Origin of the sequence: Streptomyces sp. NBC_01546, from assembly GCF_045208355.1 — a bacterium.
GTDB lineage: Bacteria > Actinomycetota > Actinomycetes > Streptomycetales > Streptomycetaceae > Streptomyces.
This window is the reverse complement of the sequence record NZ_CP109379.1, coordinates 7,536,606-7,560,092: the sequence shown is the minus strand read 5'-3', so window position 1 is coordinate 7,560,092 and position 23,487 is coordinate 7,536,606. Positions and strand designations below refer to the sequence as shown.

Sequence of the window (23,487 nt, the reverse complement as noted above, 5' to 3'; positions counted from 1 at the left end):
TTCCGGGTGGTTCGGTACGTCAGATCCAGGCGGGCAGCCGCGGCAGGGCGCCGCCGGGTGCGGTGAGCCCCTCCCCCGTCGAGCGGCCGGTGAGCCAGGCGAGCAGGGCGCCGCGGGGGCCGGTGACGACGGGGCCGCCGGAGCCGAAGGCGGTCACCCGGGCTCCCGTGTCGTCGCGGAGGGTGCAGGGCGGGGTGCCGTCGGCCGCGGCGAGGTAGCCGGACACGTCGTCCAGGAGGACGTCGACGGCCGGCCGGGGGATGTCGCCGAAGCCGTAGCCGAGGCCGAGGTCGGTGTGGTGGACCTCGAGTTCGCGCAGCCGGATCACCAGGATGCGTCCGGGGGTGCACAGTTCGCCGGTGAAGGGGCGGACGACGGCTTGCCAGGCGGGGTCGGGCAGCTCCCGGACGGTGGTCAGGAAGCGGTCCGCGGAGCCGCGCACCCGCTCGACGAGGGCGGCCGCGGGCTGCCGGGAGCCGTCCTCGATCTCGGTGTCACGGGCGCTCCGGTCGGCGTACTGAGATGTCTCGGTGCCGGTACGGGCCCAGTGCAGCAGCCGCTCCAGGGCGTCGACCTGGGCGCTGAGGTGGCTGAGTACGTGGGCGCGGCTCCAGCCGTCGAGGCGGGAGGGGGCGGCCGCGTCGGCGTCGGTGAGCCGGTCGAGGTCGCGCAGCAGCCGGTTGCCCGCGTCGGCGATGAGGGCGAAGGTCTCCGGGGTGGGCGGCAGGGACTTCATGACGGCCTCCTGTTCGGGCGGGGCCCGGGCTCCGCGGTCAGCCGGGTGAAGGCTGCCTCGATGCGGGTGAGCTGGTCCGCGATGTGCGGCAGGGCGGTGGGGTCCGCGGCCCCCAGGGCTTGCAGCTGCTGTTCCTCGTCTCCGTAGAGCAGGCTGGTCGCGGCCTTGAAGCGGAGGGCCGCGGGGTCGTCGCCGAGCAGGTGTCCGGCGAGGACGGCGACGCCGCCGTCATCGAGGAGGTGGGCGGCGAGCGAGGCGGAGTCGGTGATGCCGCGCCGGGCGAGCGGGGCGCGCAGCGGCTCGAAGTCCGGGTAGACGTAGAAGCCGGCGGTGGGCGGCCGGCAGTGGGCCCCCGCGGCGACAGCGCGGGCGTGCACCGCGCGGGCCACGGCGCCGTGCAGGCGGGCCGCGGCGGCCGACCGTTCGCGGATGGGGGCCGGTTCGGCGAACGCGTAGGCGGCAACCTGCTGGAGCGGGCCCGCGAGGGTGGACCAGATCTCGCTGGCCGCGGCGACGACCCCGGCGCGGACCGCGCGGCCGCGGGGGCCCGCGGGGAAGCGGGCGGCGCCGACGCGCCAGCCGCCGATGCCCAGGGATTTGGACAGTCCGGTGGTGACGACGGTGCGCTCGGGCGCGATGTCGGCGGGGCTGAGGAAGGGGGTGGCCGGGTCGTGGACCACGTCGCGGTAGATCTCGTCCGAGACGATCAGGAGGTCCTCGGCCTCGGCGACGGCGGCGAGTTCGCGGACCAGGTCCGGTGGGGCGAGGGTGCCGGTGGGGTTGTCGGGCAGGGTGAGGACCAGCAGGCGCGGGGTGCGCCCGGCGGCCCGGGCACGGCGGATCGCCACGCGCAGCGCGCCGGGCTCGGGTACTCCCCCGCACACGTCCGGGACGGGTACGGCGATGGGTTCCTTGCCCGCGTACCGGGCCTGCGGAGCGTAGGTGTTCCAGGCGGGCCGGGGCAGCAGCACGTCGCCGTCCACCGCCAGGTTCAAGGCCATCAGCAGTGGTTTGCTGCCCGGGGCGAGAACGACGTCCGCCGGGTCGGTGGGCAGACCCCGGCGCGCGAAGTAGCCCGCGACGGCGCTGCGGGCGTCCTCGGCGCCCGCGACCGGGCCGTAGGAGGCGCGGTGGGCGCCGGCCGCGAGCTGCTGCGCCAGTTCGGGGATGACGGGCAGCCGGGCCTCCCCGAAGGTGAGGTTGACCAGGGGCTCGCCGGCGGCTCGCCGCTGTTCCACGAGGTGGTTGAGGGTCAGGTTCGGGGACGGCTGCGTCATGCCGGTTCCCGCGTCGGGTCGGTTGCCGCACCGCTTGCCGTGCCGGATTCCGTGCCGCTCTCCGTGCTGCCGCGCAGCGCGTCCGCGAGGTCGGCGGGGGTGTCGGGGTGCAGCTGGAGGTCGTCCAGCCATGCGGCCGTGGTGGAGTAGCGGGCCCGGAAGGGTCGTCCGACCAGGGCCGGGTTACGGGCCTGGACCATGCGCAGCTGGAACCAGCGCCCCTCGCCGGACTCTTCCACGCCGTCGACGCAGACCTTGCCGGGGGTGGCGGACATGACCGGGCCGCGGACCGTACGGGCGAGCCCGGGCAGGGTGCGGTAGGCGGCGCGGAAGATGCCGACTGCCTTGGCGAGGGGCACCTTGAAGTAGTCGTGGGGTCCGGTGTCCCGTTCCACGAAGAGGTAGTAGGGGACGGCCCCGGCGGCGAGTTCGGCGCGCCACAGCTCGCTCCACACCCCGGCGTCGTCGTTGACGTGCGCGATCAGCGGTGCCTGGCAGTAGACGACGGCGCCGGTGGCCCGGATCCGGGCCAGTGCCCGGCGGGCCAGGTCGTTGTCGAGTTCGCGGGGGTGGCTGAAGTGGGCCATCACCGCGAGCTGCCGCCCGGAGGCCACGACCTGTTCGAAGAGCCGCAGCAGGTCGTCCGCGTCGTGGTCGGTGACGAACCGCTGCGGCCAGTAGGCGGGCGACTTGGTGCCGATGCGCAGGGTGCGTACGGACTCCACGTCGAGCAGCGGCTCGAGGTGGGAGCGCAGCCGCTCGGTGGACATGATGAGCGGGTCACCGCCGGTCACCAGGACGTCGTGGATCTCGGGGTGCTCCCCCAGGTAGTCGATCAGACCGGAGGGATCGGGGGCCGCGAAGCGCAGGTCGGCGTCGCCGATGAACTGGGCCCAGCGGAAGCAGTAGGTGCAGTAGGCGTGGCAGGTCTGGCCCTGGCCGGGGAAGTAGAGGACGGTCTCGCGGTACTTGTGCTGGAGTCCGGGGACCGGTTGGCCCTGGTGGTGGGGCACGTTGAGTTCGCGCTGGCCGGAGGGGTGGGGGTTCAGCCCGGCGCGGATCCGGGCCACGGCCGCGCGCAGTTCGGGTTTGCGGGCGGAGTCGGCGAGCAGGACGCCGATCTCGTTCTCGTCGTCGGCGGTGAGCATGCCCCGCTGGGGGAAGGTGAGCTGGAACATCGGGTCGTCGGGGACCCGGTCCCAGTCGACGAGCTCTTCCAGGACGTGCGAGTTGACCCGGAACGGCAGCACCTGGGAGACGCGGCGGACGGTCTCGCGGATGTCGTCGGGCAGGCCGTAGCGGGCGGCGATCTCGTCGAGGTGGCGCGGCCCGTACGCGGTGAAGCGGTCGGTGGCGAGGGCTCCTGGCGTGGTCACCGTGCAGCCCCCTGGCCGGTCTCCTTCGTGTAGAGGGCGTCGTCGAGGACGAGGAAGTCCAGCTGCATCGCGCGGAAGGCGCCCAGTGCGTGGACCGCGGTGTCGACGATCGGCTCGCCCTTGTCGTTGAAGGAGGTGTTCAGCAGGACCGGCGGCACGCCCTGGCGTTCGAGGTTGTCGAGGACGGCGCCGACGAGCGGGGCGTCGTCGCCGCGCAGCACCTGCGGGCGGGTGGTGCCGTCGACGTGGACGACGCCGGGGGCGACCTGGCGGCCCAGGTCGGTGGCCTTGGCCGCGCCGAGCATGTAGCGGCTGAGGTGCTCCTGCTGCTCCCACAGCCTGGCGCTGTAGCCGGGGCGGGTGACGCCGGCGAAGGGGCGCCACTGCTCGCGGTTCTTGACCGTGTTGACCCGGGTGTTGACCTCGGCGGTGTTGGGGAAGGCGATGATGGAGCGGTGGCACAGGGCGCGGGGCCCGACCTCGGCGCGGCCCTGGGCGACTGCTCCGACCCGGCCGTCCAGCAGCAGCCGGGTGACCTCGTCGACGTCGAGGTCGGTGCGGTGCAGGCCGCTGGTGTCCAGGCCGGCCGCGCTGCCGATGTCGCTGCCCAGGTACGGGCTGAGGGAACGGGTGTGCTGCTTGGGCGGGCTGACGGCCCAGGCGGCGCCGAGGGCGACGCCCGCGTCGTGCGGCACGGGCGGGACGTACAGGGGCCCGGGCAGGGTGCCGTTGGTGGAGCAGTTGAGGGCGACGCCGCCGGCCAGGCAGAGCTCGTCCACGCCGGCGATCTTGCGGGTGAGGGCGCTGAGGTGGGTGACGGTCTCCTCGATGATGCGCTGCGCGGTCCAGGCCACGGTCACGGCCTTGGGGTCGTCGGGGAGGTTCTCCTCGTCCGCCTGCGGGCGGTCGGCGCCGACGATGCGGGTGTAGCGGTCGCGCCAGGCGGCGACCTGCGCCTCGTACTGCCGCTTGATGTCCTCGGCGGTGGCCCGTCCGGTCGCCTCGGTCAGCGGGGCTATGGCGAGCCGGAAGTCCTCGTCCCGGATGTCGACGAGCTGCTCGGCCGCCAGCCCGGCGGCCCGGCCGTAGGCGGCGAGGCCCATGGTCTTGCCGGCGTTGAGGAAGGAGAAGCCGAGCCAGGTGGAGGCGGCGTCGTAGGCGTAGCCGAGGGAGGCGGTGCGGCCCCAGGAGCGTTCCTGGCGGGGCTCCTTGCCGTCCTCGAAGGTCCAGATGCTGGAGGACTCGTTCTCGCCGTGGCCGTCGATGACAAGGACGCCGGCCTTCCGGAACGGTGAGGCGTAGAAGGCGGAGGCGGCGTGCGCGGCGTGGTGCGGGACGCGGACGACCTCGGGGAGATCGCTGCCGAAGTCGAGTCCGACGGCGTACGCGAGGAAGTCGGCATCGCTGGTGAAGCGGCCGGGGTAGAGCTGGTCGACGTCCCAGCCGAGGGCGACGACGTCGATGTCGGCGGGGCTGATGCCGGCCCGGTCGAGGCAGAGGCGGGCGGCGCTGACGGGCTTGCGGTACAGCGAGTGGCGGTGGCGGTTGATGCGCTCTTCCTCGCTGAAGGCGATGATCTCGCCTTCGCCGTTGACGAGGCAGGCGGCGGTGTCGTGCCAGCCCGTGGGAGGTGCGTTGACTCCGAGGGTCCACATGGTGATCGCCTTTCATCGGGTGCGTACGGTCGTGCGGTCTGGTGGGACGGGGTTGTCGTGGGGCGGGAGACGGCGGGATGTCGCGGGGTGTCAGCCCGCGGCCGTGACCAGCGGGGTGACGTCGGCGCGTACGGCGCGGGCCGCGCGTGCCGAGGCGGTGGCGCACTGCTCGGGGGTGTCGCCGGTGACCAGCAGGGCGGCCAGCCGCGGCACGATGCCGCGCGGCGGCAGGAGGAGTTCGGTGCCCCGGGCGGCGAGGGCGACGGCCCGTTCGACGCCGGGCACGGCTTCGGCGGCGCTGAGGTCGAGGGAGCGGACCTGCCCGTCGTGCGGCGGGTAGACGAAGGTGACCTCGGCGCAGCGGTCCCGGGTCGGGGTGAGGTCGGGCGTGCGGCCGAGGGCGATGTCGCAGGCGGCGGCGACCAGGTCGACACCGGTGGCGAGGGCGCCGAGCAGCGGGATGAAGTCACCGCCGAGGCGGCCGTTGACCTCGACGACGCGCGGTCCGGTGGGCGTGAGCCGCAGCTCGGTGTGGGTGAGGCCGGTGCGGATGCCGAGCGCCGCGTGGGCCTCGGTGACCACGGACAGGACGGCGTCGGCCCAGGGCTCGTGCCGCCAGGGCGCCACGAGGTGGCCGACCTCCTCGAAGTAGGGGGTGAAGCCGAGGCGTTTGCGGGCGACGTTGACCACCACCGCCCGGCCGCCCTGGACGGCGCAGTCCACGCTGATCTCGGGGCCGGTCAGGTACTCCTCGACGATCACTCCGTCGAGTCCGGTGATGCCGGGGAAGGAGGATCCGGCGGCCTGGTCGAAGGCGGCGGCGAGCTCGCGGGCGTCGGAGGCGAGGGTGACCCCGATGGACCCGGCGAGGGCGCGCGGCTTGACGACGACGGGGTAGCCGAGGGCCTCGGCGGCGTCCAGGGCCTCGGCCGGTGTGCGGACGTGGCGGAACCCGGCGGACGGGACGCCCGCGGCGCCCAGGATGCGGCGGGTGGTGAGCTTGTCCCGGCAGCGGTCCACGGCGTCGGGGCTCATGTGCGGCAGGCCGAGCCGGGCCGCCACCTCGGCGGTGGTGCGCAGCAGCGTCTCGTCCCAGGTGAGGACTCCGGCGGGGCCGGGGTGCGCGGCGAGCAGTGAGGCGACGGCGGCGGTGGTCGCCGTCGGGTCCGAGGTGTCGGCGGTCCGGTGGCGGTCCTGGACGTACGGGAGCTGCCAGTCGGCGGGGGCGGGCTGGACGAGTGCGGTCTGGGCGCGGGCGGCGACGGCGTCCAGGGAGTACGACCGGTAGGCCGGGGTGCCGCAGCCGACGACGACGATGCGGGCGGGGGCGTCGGGATCGAGTGCGGTGGTCTCGAGCCGGGCGGTGCGGGCGGTGCGCCGTACGGCGGCCTCGACCTCGGCGGTGCTGTGGCCGCGGAAGCGGAAGCGGGCTCCGGCGTGCTCGTACCCGCCGCCGGTGACGAGGGCGCCGACGGCCGGGAGGACCTCGGCGTACGGGCCGTCGCCCTGGTGGGAGCTGACGGCGCGGACCCGGCTGGGGGTGGCCTCGGACGGGGGCACCAGCAGCCAGCCGGCGACCTGTGAGGGGTCGTCGACGGCGGTGCCCGAGGTGTCGGGCAGGCCGGTCTGGTGGGAGAAGGCGGCGGCCATCAGGTCGATGCCGTGCACTTCGCGCCACACGAAGGGGACTTCGGCGCCGCCGGGGCGGGCGGCCATCTCCAGTACGGAGAGCTCGCCGCGCTCGTCGCGGAAGAGTTCGAGGTGGAAGACGGAGGGTCCGGTGAACAGGGCCCGGGCGGTGGCGAGGGTGAGCGCGCCGACGGCTTCCAGGGTCGCCTCGTGGTCGATCTCGACGGAGCCGAGCGCGCTTCCGGAGGTGAACTCCAGGCAGGTGTTCAGGTAGCGGGAGGCCCGCCAGGCGCCGAGGCAGGAACCGGTGTAGACACCGTCGACGTGCAGCACCTGGTGCGGCTGCCACGGCTGCACGATCATCTCGGTGCCCTCGGGCAGCCGGTACGCGGCGAGCTGCCCGGCGTCGTCGAGGCGGGTGATGGCGGCGCTGGCGGTGCCGCGGCGGGGCTTGACGAGCACGGGCCAGCCGTGGTGGGCGGCGAACTCCTCGACGGACGCCGGGTCCGGGGCGGGCTCGGTGGCGGGGGCGGGCAGCCCGGCGGCGTGCAGCCGGCGCGCCATGACCAGCTTGTCGCGCAGCGGTTCCAGGTCGGCGGGGTGCGTGCCGGGCAGGCCGTGGGCGGCGCGGAGTTCGGCGGCGAGGTCCAGGTCGGTCTCCTGGAGGGCGACGATCCGGGTCGGGGGGCCGCTGCGGGCCACGAGCTCGGCGACCCGGATGAGGACCGCCGGCACGTTCTCGGTGCTGTCCACCAGGGCCACCCCGGCCGCCAGGCCGGTGGGGAGCGAGCGGACGGCGCGCTCGGTGGTGAGGTAGCTGACGCGGTGGGCGGTGTGGTCGATGTAGGCGGCGTAGTCGGCGTAGCGGTCGGTCCACCGGTGGATGATGATCACGTGTTCGGGCATGGCGGAGCCTCCAGAGGGTGGGTGCGGCAAGGCGGCTGTGGATGCGCGGTGTGTACTCGGTTCGTGGCCGGTCCGTGCTCGGTCCGTGCTCAGTCGAGGGAGACGGTCAGGGGCTTCAGCACGCGGGACGAGGCGGCGAAGAGCAGCCAGCCGGCCGCGAAGGCGGCACAGACCACGACGAGTGCGGTGTGCAGGCCCAGCTGTCCGGCGAGGGCGCCGCCCGCCCAGGCGCCGAGCGGGAAGGTTCCGAAGGCCAGCGTGCGGTAGGCGGCGGTGACGCGTCCCAGGCGGTCGGGCGGGGTGACGGTCTGGCGCAGGGTGACGAAGTAGACGTTGAAGACGGTGAATCCGATGCTGAACACCGCGAACGCGCCCGTGATCAGGGCGAGGGAGCCCAGGTCGCTGCCGTCCGGCAGGAGGATGACGGCGGGGGCGGCGCAGCCACAGGCCATGGAGCCGACCAGGACGCGTGCGACGCCGAGGGCCCGCCCGGCGCGGCGGGCGAGGACGGTGCCGAGCACGGCGCCGAGGCTGCCGAGGCCGATGCAGGTGCCCAGGGCCCCGGCGCCGAGGCCGAGTTCCCGTACGGCGTACACCAGGAAGACGGTGAGCAGGGCCTGTTCGCACAGGTTGAACCAGGCGCCCTTGAAGGTGAGCAGGCGCAGGGCCGGTTCGCGGAGGATGAAGGTGAATCCGGCGCCGAGCTGGTGCCACAGTCCGCCGTCCTCGTCGGGGCGGGAGGGGGGCGGGGCGTCCTCGCGGGTGCGGATCAGGAGCAGGGTCACCGCGGACACCAGGTACGAGGCCACGTCGATCAGCAGCGCGACGGGGGCGCCGGCGAGGCGGATGAGCAGGCCTCCGAGTCCGGGGCCGCCCACCTGGGCGAGCGCGTAGCTGCCCTGGAGTTTGCTGTTGGCGGCGACCAGGTCCCGGCGGTCGACCAGGCTCGGCAGGTACGAGAGGTAGGCGACGTCGAAGAGGGCGTTGCAGCAGCCCACGGCGAGCGCCACCGTGTAGAGCAGGCCGAGGCTGAGTCCGTCGGCCCACCAGGCGAGCGGCACCGCGGCGAGGGCGACGGCGCGGACCAGGTCGGCGCCGACGAGCAGTGGCCGGCGCCTGCGGCGGTCCACCCAGCGGCCCACGAACACGGTGAGCAGCAGGACGGGCAGGAACTGCACGGCGGTCAGGGTGCCGACCTGCGCGGGCGAGGCGTCGAACACGGTGAGCGCGACGAACGGCAGCGCGAGCTGGGTGACGTAGGTGCCGCACAGGGACACGGTCTGGCCGGACCACAGTTTGAGGAAGTCGGCGTTGCGCCACAGGCTCGGTCGCGGAGCGGCCGGGGCGGGGGCAGGGGCGGGTACGGGTGCGGTTGGCGCGGTCATGCCGTCTTCCCTTCGGCGAGCAGCCGTGCGTGCAGGTCCCACAGGAGGGCGGCGGCCTGGTCACGGCCGAGGTCGCGGACGGTGAGCCGGACGCTGAGCACGCCGCCGATGTCGTCGGCGCGGGCGTAGCAGCGCGGTCCGATGGTGGTGAACGGGGTCTCCCAGCGGAGGGTGGGGCTCTGGTCGCCGGGGTCGGGCGCAGTGGTGGCGTCGGCGGCGGGAGCACCGTCGGGCAGGGCTACGAAGTTGTAGGCGCAGGTGGGTTCCGGGGCGGCGGCCCGGTCACGGAGCCGGGCCACGGCGGTGACGTCGTGCATGCCGTGCCGGAACGCGGTGAGGCTGCTCCAGTGGGCGGCGCGGGCGAGGCCGACGAGGTTGGTGGCGGGCGGCAGCGGGAGGAGGGCGGGCGCCCACTGGTTCATGGAGGTGACCAGGCCCTTCCAGCGGGGGGTGAACCGGTTGGAGCTCATCAACTGGACGTGCAGGGCCTCTGGTTCGGCCTGTCCGTCGGCGCACAGCCGGGCCACGGAGCGGGCGTAAGCGGCGAGGACGACGCAGGCCACGGAGACACCGGCGCGGTCGGCGAGGACGCGGGCGGCGGACAGGGCGGGGGCCGAGCGGAGGGTGGCCTGCACGGCGGTGCCGCGATCGTCGGGCCGGTGCGGGAGGGCGGTGCGGGGCGTGTCGGAGTGCAGCCGCTCCCAGTGCCGCAGGGCAGCGGCCTGCCGGCTGAGCCCGGCCTCGGAGAACTGCTCGGCGGCGAGCTCGGCCGGGCCCGGCGCCGGGGCCCCGGCCGCGGGAGTGGGAGCGGCGCCGGCGAGGGCCTGGGACAGCTGGACGCGGAGCAGCTCCTGCGCCCAGGCGTCGGCGACGATGTGGTGCTTGACGAAGACCAGCGTGCGGGCGGTGTCCCCGTGGGTCAGCAGGCGTGCCCGCCAGCCGTGTTCGGAGCCGAGGTCGAAGGGGCGGGAGGCGAGTTCGGCGGCGACGGCGTCGGCGTCGCCCGGGTCGGCCTCGATCCGGTCGAGTGCGACGGTGGCGGCCTCGTCGGCCGGCAGCTGGCGCGGCGCGTCGGGGTCGGTCAGGTCGTAGCGGGTGCGCAGCGAGGGGTGCCGGCGGGCCAACGCACCCAGCGCGCCGCGCACTTGGCGTACGCCGGTGTCCGCGGGGAGCGTCCACACTGCCGCGTTGTTGGGCTCGTGGCGTCTGGCCGGGGGCAGATCCCGGATGTCGTGCCAGACCGACAGCTGGCCCAGCGAAAGCGGAATGGCCTGAAACATTTGGGGACCGACCTCCAATTCCGGTGTTATTCGAGAGGTTTTCCAGTGGCTCTCTAGCGTTTTTCGAGTTCCCGTCGAGCGTTTATCGAGCGATGCTCCGGCGATCCTCGAAAGGGCATCGATAATTCTGCATGGCGGAAAGTTTTTTCCGCTGCCGGATAGACGATTACACAACCTGTTGAAGCATGTCCAGTGCGGCAATTGACGCACTGTGAGGACGAATGGGAGACCCGCATGAACCACGGCGACCGACTGTCCCCGCCTTATGGCGCGTCACCTGCGGAATTCCTCCACGAATTCCTGCTGGCGGCCGCCGCGACGTTTCCCGACCGGCCGGCCGTCATCGAGCCGTCCGATAGCGGAACGCTGGAGACCACCCATCGAGAACTGGCCACGGCGGTGCGCGTCCTCGCCGACGGGCTGGCCGCGCTGGGGGTCGGCGTCGGCGACCGCGTCGTACTGGAGGCGGAGGCCTCCGCCGCGGCCCTCGCCGCGCTGCTGGCCTGCTCCACGCTGGGCGCCGCGTTCGTCCCGGTCAGCCCGCAGACCCCGCGGGATCGGCTGCTGTCGATCGTCGCCGCGACGGATCCGACGCTGCACCTGCGGGACGCCGGGACCCCGGCCACGGAACTGCCCGCCGGCACGGGTACGGGCACCGCCACCTTCACCGCGGACGGGGTGAGCGCCGAACGGGCGCCCGCGCCCCGGGCGCGGCGGCGCACCGAGCGGTCGGTCACCGACCCGGCGTACATCATCTTCACCTCGGGCACCACGGGACGGCCCAAGGGCGTGGTGATGAGCCACCGCGCGGTCGTGGCGTTCTACCGCGGCATGCTGGCTGCCGGGCTGGTCACCGAGCACGACCGGGTGGCCTCCACCTCGCCCCTGCAGTTCGACTTCTCGCTGCTGAACTTCGGCATGGCCCTGGGCGCCGGCGCCGCCGTGGTACCGCTCAAGCCCGAGGTGGTGCGCTGGCCCCGGCGCTTCCTGTCCGCGCTGCGCGAGGCGGGCGTCACCCAGGTCAACGGGGTGCCGTCGCTCTGGACTTCCGTGCTGCGCCGGGACGCCGGGCGGCTCGTCGCACTCGGCTCGCTGCGCACGATCCTGTTCTGCGGCGAGAAGTTCCCCCTGCCCCAGCTGCGCCGCATCCAGGAGATCCGGCCCGACCTGCGGATCGTCAACTGCTACGGCAGCACCGAGTCCATGGCCGCCTCCTTCGCCGAGGTCCCCCGGCCGCTGCCCGCGGACGAGACGGACCTGTCCATCGGCGTCGCCCACCCCGGCGCGGAGATGCTGCTGGTCGACGCGGCCGGCCGGGTCGTCGACGAGCCGTACGTCACCGGGGAGATCCTGCTGCGGACCCCCGCGCTCTTCTCGGGGTACTGGGACGACCCGCGGGCCACCAGCGCGGCGCTGGCGCCCGATCCGCTGGAGCCGCGGTCCGGGCAGGCGCTGCTGCGCACCGGGGACCTCGCCTACCGCGACCCGAGCGGCGCCTTCCGGCTGAAGGGGCGGACCGACTCGCAGGTGCAGATCCGCGGCAACCGGGTGGAGCTCGGTGAGGTGGAACGCCGCCTGCTGGAGCTCCCCGGGACGGCCGCGGCGGCGGTGTTCGCCGAGGAGCGCGGCGCCGAGGGAACCGTGCTGTGCGCGTTCGTCGTACCGGAGCCGGGAACGGGAGCCGAGGCCGCCCCGGACGCCGCTCGGGTGCGCGCCTTCTGCGCCGACACCCTGCCGGCGTACATGGTTCCGCAGGAGGTCAGGTCGGTTCCCGCCCTGCCCGTCACCGCCAACGGCAAGACCGACCGGGCGGCGCTGCTGGCCCTGCTGTGAGAGCGACGGGCGGGCTCCGGTGGAACCCGAGTGCGTCCCGAGTCGACATCGAGCGGGGGCCCAGGGGCGGCCGGAAGCATCTGCGGGAGCAACATCGGTACGACGAATGAGGGCGACAGTGGACATGCGACCCGGCAGGCGGCCTTCCCTCGCACGGCGGTGGGCGGGCGCGGTGTGGCAGGGCCTGGTCACCTTCGGCACCCTCCACCTGGGCGGGGAGACACTGCGCGCCGAGCACGAGCCCCACCTCAGGGCCGTCCCGCTCGACGGCCCGCCGCCGGGTCACCCCGAACGGCTGCGCCCCGACCTTCCCTTCAGCCCGGTGGAACGCGCCCTGCTCCGCGACCTCGAGAACCGGTGGCCCGTGCGCTGACGTCCGGTTCCCGACACCCGCTTCGGCAATGCCGTGGCTCCGGCCGCTTCTGCCGGATGATCGGGGCCGGGCGCCAGGGGCGGGAACCGGGGGCGGGAACCGACGAGGGACTCGGAGAGCCGATGCGACAGCGAATTCCGTTCCTGACCGCCTGTGTGGTCGCCGGGGTACTGGCCACGGCGCCCGGGTGCGGCGGCCCTTCGGCGCTTCGCGGTGCTCCTGCCGCTTCCTCCTCCGTACCGGCCACCGGAGACTACTCCGGCCAGGTCGACGTGGGCGGCGGCCGCAGGTTGTACCTGAGCTGCAAGGGCAGCGGCGGCCCCACCGTCATCCTGGAATCCGGGATCCACGATTCCTCCGACACCTGGAACATCACCGACACCCGGCCGCCGGTGCCGGATTCCCCCGCGGTGTTCCCGGGCGTCGCGAGGTTCGCACGAGTCTGCGCATACGACCGGCCCGGAACCATCCGCTACTCCGACCCCCCGGCGGTCACCACCCGCAGCACGCCGGTGAACGGCACGCGTTCGCTCGCCGCCATGGCCGACGATCTCGACAAACTGCTGACGGCCGCGCACCTCCCGGGCCCCTACCTGCTCGTCGGCCACTCCTTCGGCGGGATGATCACCCGGCTGTACGCCCAGCGGCACCCGGAGAAGACAGCCGGCCTCGTCTTCGTCGACGCCTTCGGCACGAACATCCGGCAGCTCTTCGGCACGGAGTGGCCCTCGTACGTGAAACTGCTCAACAACCCCGGTACGCCCTTCGACTCGCGACCGGGATTCGAGAAGGTCGACATCGACGGCGCGATCGACGCCGTGACCGCGGCCAAGCCCCTGCCCGAGGTTCCCATGGCGGTCCTCAGCAAGACGGAACCCTTCGCCGCCGCGCCCGGGACCTCCAAGACCCTGCTGGCCACCGTGGAGCGCAGCTGGCCCGCCGTCCAGCAGACGCTGGTGGACCTGGGCTCCCAGACCCCGCACATCCTGGCCACCGGCAGCGACCACTACGTACAGGTCCACGACCCCGACCTGACGATCAGTGCCATCAGGCTCACGGCCGGCCGCATCAACACGAAGGCGTAGGCCTCCGGGGCGGGCCCAGGGGTGAAGACGTTTCCATCATGACAGGTCAGACGGTGTTTTCGTAGGACGAACAGCACAGCCGAATGCCCTTGTTTGGACCCCTGTGCGGCTTTCAGAATCTCCCTCATGAATCACACGGCGAAGATCAATCACGACGCGGTACTGCGAGCCCGGGTGGCCCTCCTCGGATCAGGGACCCTGCCGGTCCGGCAGCAGGTCGCTGCGTTCCGGGTTCTCGTCCAAGTGAGCCCGTTGGCCTATCTGCCCCTGCTGGCCGTCGCGTTGTACGACTACAGCCGCCAGGAGTTCGCCGACCGGCCGGAGACGGCGCTGGCCCTCCGGGCCGAGTCCGTCGCCGCCGCGCGGCGCATGTACGCGCTGGAGCCCGAGCGGGCAGACCTGCTCCTCGCCTCGCTGGCCGGCTACCGGGAGCAGCTCGGCCTCATGGACCGCCGGGACGAACTCGGCACCGTGGACGCGGAGATCGCCCTCGTCGCATCCGGCCGCCCCCTCGTCGCCGTGTGACGGCGGTGGCGCCGGCCGCCGCCGGCCGCCGCCCGAGGACGGCCGATGGGCCTATGCCCGGGAGATCGCCCCACTCCCGGTTGCGCCGGTATGACGAATTGCTCACCTGACTGGGCCACAGGCCCGGCCCTGCCGGCGCCGGGTCCGGGGGGGGCGGCAGGTCGGATGAGCGGCGCGTGGAGAACCGTCCGGACCTCGGAACGCATGGTTCTCCCCCATCTCCCCTCACACTCCCGCGGCAGCCCACGGCGTCGGCGGGGAAGGAAGTTCATGAACCTGAACCACCGGACGGCGACGACTCACCGGCCCCGGGCGCGCTCGCGGGTCCTGCTCGCCTCCGTCGCCGCGGCGGCGGCCCTGACCGGCCAGTTGGTGGCCCTGGCCCCGGCTGCCTCCGCCGACGGGCCCAAGCCGTCGGCGCAGAAGCAGAAGGCCTCGGACAAGGACAAGGGCAAGGACAAGGGCAAAGGCAAGGACAAGAAGACGCCGGCGCCCGGCGCTGCGGTCGCCCACGGCCTGCTTCAGTTCACCTCCGACAACACCTTCACCGCGCCCGCGGGCGTCACGCAGGTGTACGTCCAGGCGTGGGGCGGCGGCGGGGGCGGCGGCGGAGGTGGCGGCAGCGCCCCGCGGACGGGTGCCGACGGCGGAATCGGCGGCGGCGGCGGGGGCGGCGGCTTCACCTGGTGCCTCGTCAAGGTCACTCCGCTGGCCGAGTACGGAGTCGACGTCGGCGAGGGAGGCGACAACGGCAGTGGCGGTCCCGGCGTACCCGCGGGCCCGGGTACCGCCGGTGCCGCCGGAACCGTCACGACCGTGACCCGGTCGTCGAGCAACACCGTCCTGCTCTCCGCCACCGGCGGCACCGGCGGCGGAGGCGGCGGCGCCGCCGTGTCGTCCACCCCTGGCGTCGCGGGCACGCCCGGCCTGGGCGGCAACGGCACCTGCTCGAAGGGCGGGGTGAACCGGCCCGGCAACCCCGGCAACCCCGACAGCAGCGGCGGGGAGCCCGTCGACGGCATCGTCGGCACGCCCGCGAACTCCGGGGCGGCGGTGCCGGCGGCATCGGCGGCCCGGCCGCGCCCGGCGGCTCGCCCGGTACTGACGGCGAGGACGGCGGCGACGGCTACGTGGTCGTCTACTGGTAACGCCTCGCCTGCGCCCGTCCCCGGCGCCCGTACGGCCTACGGGCGCCGGGGACGCAAGGGCACGCCCTCCCCGCCCGTGGCGGAGGCGTCGTGGTCGGGGTGGAGGCCGAGCATGTCGAGGAGGACCTCCAGCTCCTCGGCGTTCTCCGCATGGGCGGCCGCCGTGCGGCGGGCCGCCCGGCGCTCGGCGAGACCGGCCGGAGCCGATACGGCCAGGACGTCAATCGCGTAGGGATCGTTCATGTACCGATCCGACCACTCCCCCTCGTCCGTGGCAGCTGCATGTGCTCCACCTGCCGCGACGCGCCTGTCAGGAGCAGCCCGGAACCGTGCCGGCACAGTTGGTGGGCAGGTTCGAGTCGATGTCGCTCTCCGTGAGGGTCACGACGGCGCCGACCCGGTTGTTGATGCCGCCGCCCGCTCCGGCGGCGCGGTTCTCCGCGACCGTCGTGTGTTCGAGCGTCAGCTGCGCGGTGTCGGCCCCGGCCACCTGCTCGTTGTTGATGCCACCGCCGTCGCGGCCTGCCGAGTTCGTCTCGACGCGGCCCTTCTTCAGCGTCGCGGTGCCTTCGTTGTTGATGCCGCCGCCGTCGTTGCCCGCCTTGTTGCCGACGAAGGACGTGTTCTGGACCTCCAGCGTCCCGTCCACACCGTTGTTGAGGCCACCGCCGTCGATACCGGCCCAGTTCTCGACGATCTTGGTCTGCTTGATCTTCGCGGAGCCGAGGTTGTTGATGCCGCCGCCGTCGGCGTCACGGGCCTCGTTGTTCGCGATGTAGCCGCGGTCGACGGTCAGCGTGCCGTGGTTCTGGATGGCGCCGCCGTCCTCGTCCGCCGTGTTGCCGGCGAGGATGCTCTTCTTGAGCGTGAGGGTGCCGGTCTCGCTGTTGCTGAGGCCGCCGCCGTGGCCGGGTTCGCCCGCCGAGGAGGTGGCCACATTGGTCAGGACCTCACTGTCGACGAGCGTGACGTCGCCGCCCTCGTTGGAGATGCCCCCGCCCTCCCCGCCCGCCTGGTTGCCCACGACCTTGCTGTCCTCCAGCCGCAGGGTTCCTTCATTGGCGATGCCTCCGCCGTCACCATCGGTGTGCCCACCGGTCACGCTGACACCCTTCAGGGTGAGCCGGCCGCCTTCGCTGACCGCGAGGATGCGGAAGAACGGGAGGCCGTCGCGCACGGAACGGATCAGGGTCGAGTTGTGCCCGACGATGCCGATCTTCCCGGTGATGGCCGGCAGGGCGGTGCCCGAGTCCTCGGAGTCGTCCTGGAAGCGGTACACGCAGTCCTTGGCCAGGTTGACCGTGCCCCCGTCGGTATGCGCGTTCGCCTGCCCGATGGCCGTGATGAGTCCGGCCACGTCACCACAGACGACGCTGAGGTTCAACGGGACCTGCGCCATGGCGGGCGTGGCCGCCGTACACAGTCCGACACTTGCCACAACGGCAGATCCGGCGAGTGCGAGTCGGTTCTTCATGCGCTTCCCTCTCCTCGGTTCCAAGCGGGCCGCCTCCCTCCCTTCTCCGCGCAGGCGGAGGCGGGGCGGGGAACTGAGGCGGAGGCACCAGAGGTATCTCCCGATTCCGGCAGGCCCCCGCACCCGAGTTCGGACCCTCCGCAAATCCACGCGAACGGCCGTCACCTCTTTGCCCCGCGCTCACCGCCCGGGGCGCGCGTCATGGCCTGATCGATGCCGGCCCGCCCGAAAAAACGTTTGACGCCCACCGGCGTCCGGCGATCGGATGGCGGTCCATGAGCACAGCACAGATCCATGCCGGCCCGCCCCCCGTCGACGACGACCTCGTACGGCGGCTGATCGGCGGGCAGTTCCCCCAGTGGGCGGGGCTGGCGGTGGAGCGCTTCCCGTCCGGCGGGACGGTCAACGACGTGTTCCGCCTGGGCGACGCGATGGTCGTACGGCTGCCGCTGCGGAAGGGCGGGGCCGAGGACGTGTCCCTGGAGCGGCAGTGGCTGCCCCGCCTCGCACCCCGACTGCCTTCGGCCATCCCCGAGGTGCTCGGGGCCGGGGTGCCCGCCGAGGGCTATCCGTGGCCGTGGTCGGTGTACGGGTGGCTGGCGGGCGAGCACCCGGAGGCGGGGGCGCTGCGCGAGCCCGTACCCCTGGCCCGGGACCTGGCCGCGTTCGTGAAGGCGATGTGGAACGTCACCCTGCCCGGCGCGCCGCAGGCCTACCGCGGCGGCCCGGTCGCCTCGCTCGACGCGGAGACCAGGGCGGCCATCGAGGAACTGCGCGGGATACCGGAGGAGGGCGTCGACTGCGATGCCGCGACCGCCGTGTGGGAGGAAGCGCTGCGGGCCCCGGACCGGGACGGGCCGCCGGTGTGGCTGCACGGCGACCTGATGCCGGGCAATCTGCTGGTGGACGGCGGCAGGCTCACCGCGGTGATCGACTTCGGGTGCATGGGGGTGGGCGATCCGGCCTGCGATCTGTTCCCGGCGTGGAACCTGCTGCCGGCCGAGGGCAGGCAGGTCTTCCGCGAGGCGCTCGGCGTGGACGACGCGACCTGGATCCGCGGCCGGGGGCGGACGCTTTCGCAGGCGCTGATCGCGCTGCCATACCACCGCAGGGCGAACCCGGCGATGGCGCGCAACGCCCGGCACGTGATCCGGACGGTACTGGGAGAGGGCTGAAGCCGGTCAAGCTTGCGAACGGCCGTGTGTTCCCGTGCCGCCGAATGCAGCCGCCGGGGCACTCCTTCGTGGGAATCCGGCGGGGATACCGGGCGCTCGGGCCGCCGGCTGCCGAAGCAATGATGCGGACCCCGTCCGGGGCCGCGCGCAGCCGGGCTGCGCTTCCAGTCAGTACAAGGAGACTTCACATGTCGCGTGTCCTGAAGAGTGCCGGGCTGGCCCTCGCCGTCGGTTTCGCGCTCCTCGGCGGTGCCTCGGTCGCGTCCGCCGACGCCGAAGCCTCGGGTTTCGTGGCCGGCTCCCCCGGTGTCCTCTCCGGGAACCTGGTCCAGATTCCGATCCACATCCCGATCAACCTTTGTGGCAACTCCATCAACATCATCGGGGCGCTCAACCCGGCTGCCGGCAACATCTGCATCAACGACTGACACGCCTCTAGCCCCTGGGTGGTGCCGTGTTGGGGCACGGCACCACCCCGCTGGGCCGTTCACGGCTCCGGCGACATGCCGGTAACGAGACACGGAGGCTGTCATGGGGTGCTACGGCGAACACGTCCTGCCACGGATCGTCAATGCCGCCTGCGGGGCCAAGACGGCCCGGCCGCTGAGACGCCGGGTGTGCGAGGGCTTGCGGGGCGAGGTCGTGGAGATCGGCTTCGGTACGGGCCACAACGTCCCCTTCTACCCGCCGGCCGTCACCGGCGTGGCCGCGATCGAGCCTTCCGATCTCGGCTGGCGGCTCGCCGCCGACCGCGTCAGGGCGGCGCGCGTCCCGGTACGACGCGCCGGGCTGGACGGCCAGTCGCTGCCCTTCGCGGACGACACCTTCGACACCGCCCTGTCCACCTGGACGCTGTGCACCATCCCCGATCCCGACGCGGCCCTGCGTGAGGTGCGGCGCGTCCTCAAGCCCGGCGGGACCTTCCACTTCCTGGAGCACGGGCTGGCCCCGGCGGAGGACGAAGGCGTACGCCGCTGGCAGCGGCGGATCGAGCCGGTGCACAAGCGCCTCTTCGGCGGGTGTCACCTCACCCGCCAGGCCGTCGACATGCTGACCGCGGCGGGTTTCCGGGTCACGGCACTCGACGTCTTCTACCAGAAGAGCACGCCCAAGACGATGGGCGCGGACTCCCTGGGCATCGCCCTGTCCCCCTGAGCCGGCGGGGGCGTCGGCGCACGTCCGCCGGTCAGCGGAGCCAGTCGCCCATGAGGGCCTGGACGCCGGAGCCGTCCATGTCGGTGAGCTTGACGCCGACGAACTCGCGGGCCCAGTCGGAGGTCTGCACGCGGAACGCCGGCTTCTCCGCGGTCAGCGCATCGACGATCGGCGCGGCCGCCTCGGCCGGGGTCTGGGCCTGGCCGAAGGTCTTCAGCGCGTGGTCTACGTAGGCCTGGAGCGCCGGGGCGTACGGGCCCGCGGCGGCCAGCATGGCGGGCACGTCCACGCCCACGCTGGCGACGAACTCGCTGGCCACCGCGCCCGGTTCCACGACGGTGACGTCGACGCCGACGCTCGCGGCGGCCGGGGCGAGCGACTCCATGAAGCCCTCGACCGCGAACTTGGCGGCGCAGTAGGCCTCGTTGAACGGCTGGCCGATCACACCCCCGACGCTGGTGACCGTGATCAGGCGGCCACGCGAGGCGCGCAGGTGCGGCATGGCGGCGCGGGTGACCTCCACGACGCCGAAGAAGTTCACCTCCATCGTCGCGCGGACGTCCTCCACGGTGCCCTGCTCGATCGTGCCGACCCGGCCGGCTCCCGCATTGTTGACCACCGCGTCGAGACGGCCGTACTCGGCGAGCACCTCGTCGATGCAGGCGGTGACGGAGCCGGCGTCGATCACGTCCAGGCGCTTGACCCGGACCCGGTCGGCGACCCCCGCCGCGGCGGCGGCGCTGCGGAGCGGATCGGCCTTGCCGGTGTCGCGCATGGTCGCGATGACCTGCCAGCCGGCCTCGGCCGCGGCCACGGCGGCGGCGAGGCCGATTCCGGAGGACGTGCCGGTGATGAGGACGGTCTTGGGGGCGGTGGGGGTGGTGTGTGCGGTGCTCATGAGGGGTCTCCTGGCAGCGGGACGAACGCACGGCAAATTTATGTGCGTGCACACACACCATAGAGATATGTGCACGCACACGCAAGCGGGTACCCTCCACTCATGGCGCGCAACGACCTCACCATGAGTGACCTCACCCCTCGCGATCACGCCTTCTACGGGCTGATCTGGGCGGGCACCACGCTCTCCGCCCGGATCGACCAGGCCTTGTCGCGGGCCCACGGCCTGCCGCTGTCCTGGTTCGAGGTGATGCTCTGGCTGCACGGGCAGAGCGAGCCCGTCGCCGCCTCCGACCTGGGGGCCAAGACCCTGCTCAGCCGCAGCCAGGTCTCCCGCGTGGTCGACCAGCTCCAGGCCCGCGGCCTCGTCGAGCGGGTCCCCTCCCCCACCGACGCCCGTTCAGTGTGCGTCGCGCTCACCGCCGCCGGCCGCAAGGCCTTCGCCCAGGCCGACGCCACCCGGCGCGAGGCCCTGCGGGAGGTCTTCGACGACCGGCTCGACGACGCGGACATCGAGGCGCTGGAAACCGTGTGGGCCAAGCTCAAGGGCCACTGACCGGCAGCTGGTCGACGACCGTCTCGGATTGAGCGCACGGGGTCTTGTGCCGTCAGGCCGGACGCTGCTATTCCATTCCATTAGGAAAGTTTCCTTACGATCGACGGATCGTCAACGGGATGGAGACACCTTGAGACCCCCACGTGTTCGGCTGCGTTCCCTCGCCGGAGCCGGAACTCTCATCAGCGCTCTGCTCTTAGCCCTCACCACCGCACCCGGCGCCTCGGGCGCGGTCGCCGCCCCCGTCACCCACGAGGCGGAGAGCGCCGTCATCTCCCAGGGCGCGGCCGAGTCCAACCACGCAGGCTTCACCGGCAGCGGATTCGTCAACTACGACAACATCAGCGGCAGTTACGTCGAGTGGACGGTCAACGCCGCCCAGGCCGGCGAGGCCACGCTCAACCTGCGCTACGCCAACGGCACCACCGCCAACCGCCCGATGACCATCACGGTCAACGGCACGGCCGTCGCCTCGAACAAGGCGTTCAACGGCACCGGAGCCTGGACCACCTGGTCCACCACCGGCCTGACCGCCGCCCTCAAGGCCGGGGCCAACACCGTCCGGGCCACCGCCACCACCGCCAGCGGCGGGCCCAACGTCGACCACCTCACGGTCGATGCCGGAACCACCCCGCCCGTACCGGGCACCACCCCGGTGGGCATCAACGGTCAGCTCACGGTCTGCGGCACCAAGCTCTGCAACCAGTACGGCAAGCCCGTCCAGCTGCGCGGCATGAGCACCCACGGCACCCAGTGGTACGCGCAGTGCCTCACCGGCGGTTCACTCGACGCCCTCGCGAAGGACTGGAACGCCGACGTGCTGCGCGTCTCCACGTACGTGCAGGAGGACGGCTACGAGACCGACCCGCAGAAGTTCACCGACCTCGCCCACTCGCTCATCGAGCAGGCGACGGCCCGGGGCATGTACGTGATCGTCGACTGGCACATGCTCGACCCGGGCGACCCGAACTACAACCTGGCCAGGGCCAAGACGTTCTTCAGCGCGATCGCCAACCGCCACAAGGGCAAGAACAACATCTTCTACGAGATCGCCAACGAGCCGAGCGGCGTGAGCTGGGCCAAGGTCAAGTCCTACGCCGAGCAGATCATCCCGGTCATCCGGAACATCGACTCCGACGCACCGGTTCTCGTCGGCACCCGCGCCTGGTCCTCCTTCGGCGTCTCCGACGGCGCCGACGAGACCGAGGTCGTCAACAACCAGGTGAACGCGTCCAACATCATGTACACCTTCCACTTCTACGCGTACTCGCACCGCGAGGAGTACCTGGACACCCTCTCCCGCGCCGCCGACCGGATCCCCGTGTTCGTCACCGAGTTCGGCACCCAGAACTACGCCGGTGAGGGCAGCAACGACTTCACCATGTCGCAGAAGTACCTCGACCTGATGGCGGCCAAGAAGATCAGCTGGACCAACTGGAACTTCTCCGACGACAACCGCACGGGCGCCGTCTTCAAGACGGGCACCTGCGACGGCAACGGCCCGTGGGCCGGAACCGGTTCGCTCAAGCCCGCCGGCGTCTGGATCCGCGACCGCATCCGCACCGCGGACAACTTCCCGACCGGCTGACCCTCCACCAGCCGCCGCCCCCCTGCCTCCCCTGCCTCCCACGGCCCCGCCCGGGCACGCGGGCCCGGGCGGGGCCGACCGCGATGTGTGAACCTGGACGCATGGCAGCGCAACAGATTCCGGGTATCGATCCCACCGCGGCCCCGAGCGGGGACGGCTGCGCGGAGTGTCTGGCCGGCGGCGGATGGTGGTTCCATCTGCGGCGGTGTGCCGCGTGCGGAAGCATCGGATGCTGTGACTCCTCCCCCGCGCAGCACGCTACGCGGCACGCCAAGGCCGCGGGGCACCCCTTCCTGACCAGCTTCGAGCCGGGCGAGAGCTGGTACTGGAACGTGGAGACCGAGGAGTACTACGAGGGCCCCGACCTGGCCCCGCCCACCGCACACCCGGCCTCCCAGCCGACTCCCGGCCCCGAGGGCAGCGTCCCCGCGGACTGGGAGCAGCACCTCCACTAGGCGTCGTAGGGACCGGCCGGCCGCAGCAAGGGGTCGGTGATCCCGCCGGGACTGGCGAATGCGGCGGTGTCCCAGCCGGCGCGGCCGGCTCCGGCCCGGTACGCGCTCTCGTAGAACCCGAGGACGACGGACCGGGGATCGCTCGCTGCGCGGGCGTCGGCGTAGGGCAGCACGGCCAGATGGCTCCCGTTGCGCGCGACCCAGCGCGCGGCCGCCGGGACGAGCGGCTCGCCGTCCAGCCCCGCCGGCTCGGGGGCGGTGTAGGAGTAGAAGGCGGGCTCGCCGAGGGTGTCGTCGCCGAACCAGAACCCGAAGCTGACGAGTTCCCGCGAGTACGCCTCGCGGGTCACCGGGCCGACGCCGGACGGCTGGTCGACGTGACGGTCCGAGAACCGGGTGTGGGCGATGTCGAGACTGTGCCAGAAGTGGTGGACCGGGCTGACCTTTCCCGAGAAACCCGCCGCGAACTCCTCCAGCACCAACGAGACCTGGCTGAGCACCTGCCAGTAGCGGTTGGCGCGTGCGGGATCGTACGCGGCGTGCTCGGTGTCCTCGGCGAACGGCCGGGCGGAGTCGGGCAGGTCGTACGGCCGTGGCACGGGGAGGTCGACCCGGATGCCGAGGGCGGCCAGCGCGGCGAAGAGCTCATGGTGGAAGGAGGCCACGGACTGTCCCGGCAGCGGGACGGAGATCGCCGTGCCGTCCAGCGTGGAGACGACCAGTTGGTGGCCGACGAAGTCGAAGTCGATGGTGAAGACGGGATCGCGGCCGGGCCGCCCCATCGGCCGTGTGGTGAACCCTCGTCCGGTGAGGTGAAAGGTCACGTTCCACCAGTGATTGCGCCGGACGCTCGCGGCGAGGCGGATCTTGCCGACGATCTGGGCGAACCGGTGCAGTGTCTCCTTGGTGTCCCGCCACTCGGCGAGCGGCATCGGCGGGAACAGCTCCACCGCGTTCCCCTTTCCCGTATTCCTCGCGT

At 72.7% G+C, this 23,487-nt stretch carries 21 protein-coding genes; 11 read left to right on the top strand and 10 right to left on the bottom strand.

From position 1 onward, the window contains the following. Positions 1-19: 19 nt before the first annotated feature. The 7 genes from OHA89_RS34495 to OHA89_RS34465 all read right to left on the bottom strand — a co-directional run bounded on the left by OHA89_RS34495 (position 20) and on the right by OHA89_RS34465 (position 10,244). A complete protein-coding gene (locus OHA89_RS34495) occupies positions 20-736 on the bottom strand; it encodes a maleylpyruvate isomerase family mycothiol-dependent enzyme (RefSeq protein WP_406367861.1) in 717 nt (238 codons plus the stop codon). Then, a complete protein-coding gene (locus tag OHA89_RS34490) occupies positions 733-2,013 on the bottom strand; it encodes a pyridoxal phosphate-dependent aminotransferase (RefSeq protein WP_266611771.1) in 1,281 nt (426 codons plus the stop codon). The genes OHA89_RS34495 and OHA89_RS34490 overlap by 4 nt, the downstream gene beginning before the upstream one ends. Then, positions 2,010-3,389: a KamA family radical SAM protein gene (locus OHA89_RS34485; RefSeq protein WP_406367860.1), complete on the bottom strand. Its 1,380-nt coding sequence runs from the start codon at positions 3,387-3,389 to the stop codon at positions 2,010-2,012. The genes OHA89_RS34490 and OHA89_RS34485 overlap by 4 nt, the downstream gene beginning before the upstream one ends. Beyond that, a complete protein-coding gene (locus OHA89_RS34480; protein WP_406367859.1) occupies positions 3,386-5,044 on the bottom strand; it encodes a carbamoyltransferase C-terminal domain-containing protein in 1,659 nt (552 codons plus the stop codon). Before OHA89_RS34480 ends, OHA89_RS34485 begins: the two co-directional genes overlap by 4 nt. Before the next feature lie 90 nt (positions 5,045-5,134). Further along, complete coding sequence (locus OHA89_RS34475; RefSeq protein WP_406367858.1) at positions 5,135-7,579, bottom strand: ATP-grasp domain-containing protein; 2,445 nt, start codon at positions 7,577-7,579, stop codon at positions 5,135-5,137. Between the two features lie 89 nt (positions 7,580-7,668). Continuing rightward, a complete protein-coding gene (locus OHA89_RS34470) occupies positions 7,669-8,964 on the bottom strand; it encodes an MFS transporter (RefSeq protein ID WP_406367857.1) in 1,296 nt (431 codons plus the stop codon). After that, entirely contained in the window at positions 8,961-10,244 is a 1,284-nt protein-coding gene (locus tag OHA89_RS34465) for a condensation domain-containing protein (protein WP_266611762.1), read from the bottom strand. The genes OHA89_RS34470 and OHA89_RS34465 overlap by 4 nt, the downstream gene beginning before the upstream one ends. Before the next feature lie 234 nt (positions 10,245-10,478). Here OHA89_RS34465 and OHA89_RS34460 point away from each other — a divergent pair, with 234 nt between their 5' ends. The 5 genes from OHA89_RS34460 (at position 10,479) to OHA89_RS34440 (ending at position 15,440) form a co-directional block, all read left to right on the top strand. After that, entirely contained in the window at positions 10,479-12,077 is a 1,599-nt protein-coding gene (locus OHA89_RS34460) for an AMP-binding protein (RefSeq protein WP_266611760.1), read from the top strand. Positions 12,078-12,201: 124 nt separating this feature from the next. Beyond that, complete coding sequence (locus OHA89_RS34455; RefSeq protein WP_257559567.1) at positions 12,202-12,450, top strand: DUF6059 family protein; 249 nt, start codon at positions 12,202-12,204, stop codon at positions 12,448-12,450. Positions 12,451-12,572: 122 nt separating this feature from the next. Further along, complete coding sequence (locus OHA89_RS34450) at positions 12,573-13,535, top strand: alpha/beta fold hydrolase (protein ID WP_266611759.1); 963 nt, start codon at positions 12,573-12,575, stop codon at positions 13,533-13,535. Between the two features lie 126 nt (positions 13,536-13,661). After that, a complete protein-coding gene (locus OHA89_RS34445) occupies positions 13,662-14,060 on the top strand; it encodes a hypothetical protein (protein WP_257558450.1) in 399 nt (132 codons plus the stop codon). 270 nt (positions 14,061-14,330) lie between these two features. Then, positions 14,331-15,440 (top strand): hypothetical protein, encoded by a 1,110-nt coding sequence (locus OHA89_RS34440; RefSeq protein ID WP_406367856.1) that lies wholly within the window; start codon positions 14,331-14,333, stop codon positions 15,438-15,440. A 78-nt stretch (positions 15,441-15,518) separates the two neighbouring features. On the opposite strand, the gene OHA89_RS34435 is transcribed toward OHA89_RS34440, so the two are convergent. Beyond that, a complete protein-coding gene (locus OHA89_RS34435) occupies positions 15,519-16,682 on the bottom strand; it encodes a hypothetical protein (RefSeq protein ID WP_406367855.1) in 1,164 nt (387 codons plus the stop codon). Between the two features lie 275 nt (positions 16,683-16,957). On the opposite strand from OHA89_RS34435, the gene OHA89_RS34430 reads away from it, so the two are divergent. The 3 genes from OHA89_RS34430 to OHA89_RS34420 all read left to right on the top strand — a co-directional run bounded on the left by OHA89_RS34430 (position 16,958) and on the right by OHA89_RS34420 (position 19,012). Then, positions 16,958-17,857, top strand: coding sequence for an aminoglycoside phosphotransferase family protein (locus tag OHA89_RS34430; protein ID WP_406367854.1), 900 nt, complete (start codon positions 16,958-16,960; stop codon positions 17,855-17,857). A gap of 188 nt (positions 17,858-18,045) precedes the next feature. Further along, positions 18,046-18,285 (top strand): chaplin, encoded by a 240-nt coding sequence (locus OHA89_RS34425; RefSeq protein ID WP_266611751.1) that lies wholly within the window; start codon positions 18,046-18,048, stop codon positions 18,283-18,285. Between the two features lie 103 nt (positions 18,286-18,388). Continuing rightward, complete coding sequence (locus OHA89_RS34420) at positions 18,389-19,012, top strand: class I SAM-dependent methyltransferase (RefSeq protein WP_406367853.1); 624 nt, start codon at positions 18,389-18,391, stop codon at positions 19,010-19,012. Between the two features lie 31 nt (positions 19,013-19,043). Here OHA89_RS34420 and OHA89_RS34415 read toward each other — a convergent pair whose 3' ends face one another. Next, a complete protein-coding gene (locus tag OHA89_RS34415) occupies positions 19,044-19,910 on the bottom strand; it encodes an SDR family oxidoreductase (protein WP_266611748.1) in 867 nt (288 codons plus the stop codon). 102 nt (positions 19,911-20,012) lie between these two features. On the opposite strand from OHA89_RS34415, the gene OHA89_RS34410 reads away from it, so the two are divergent. From OHA89_RS34410 to OHA89_RS34400, 3 genes are all read left to right on the top strand, one after another. Further along, positions 20,013-20,465, top strand: a complete 453-nt coding sequence (locus tag OHA89_RS34410; RefSeq protein ID WP_266611747.1) for a MarR family winged helix-turn-helix transcriptional regulator — start codon at positions 20,013-20,015, stop codon at positions 20,463-20,465. Between the two features lie 46 nt (positions 20,466-20,511). Beyond that, positions 20,512-22,053, top strand: a complete 1,542-nt coding sequence (locus OHA89_RS34405) for a cellulase family glycosylhydrolase (protein WP_406368702.1) — start codon at positions 20,512-20,514, stop codon at positions 22,051-22,053. 101 nt (positions 22,054-22,154) lie between these two features. Next, positions 22,155-22,508: a UBP-type zinc finger domain-containing protein gene (locus OHA89_RS34400; protein ID WP_406367852.1), complete on the top strand. Its 354-nt coding sequence runs from the start codon at positions 22,155-22,157 to the stop codon at positions 22,506-22,508. Here OHA89_RS34400 and OHA89_RS34395 read toward each other — a convergent pair. After that, a complete protein-coding gene (locus tag OHA89_RS34395) occupies positions 22,505-23,458 on the bottom strand; it encodes a DUF5996 family protein (RefSeq protein ID WP_406367851.1) in 954 nt (317 codons plus the stop codon). The two genes, OHA89_RS34400 and OHA89_RS34395, sit on opposite strands and share 4 nt — an antisense overlap. Positions 23,459-23,487: the final 29 nt, after the last annotated feature.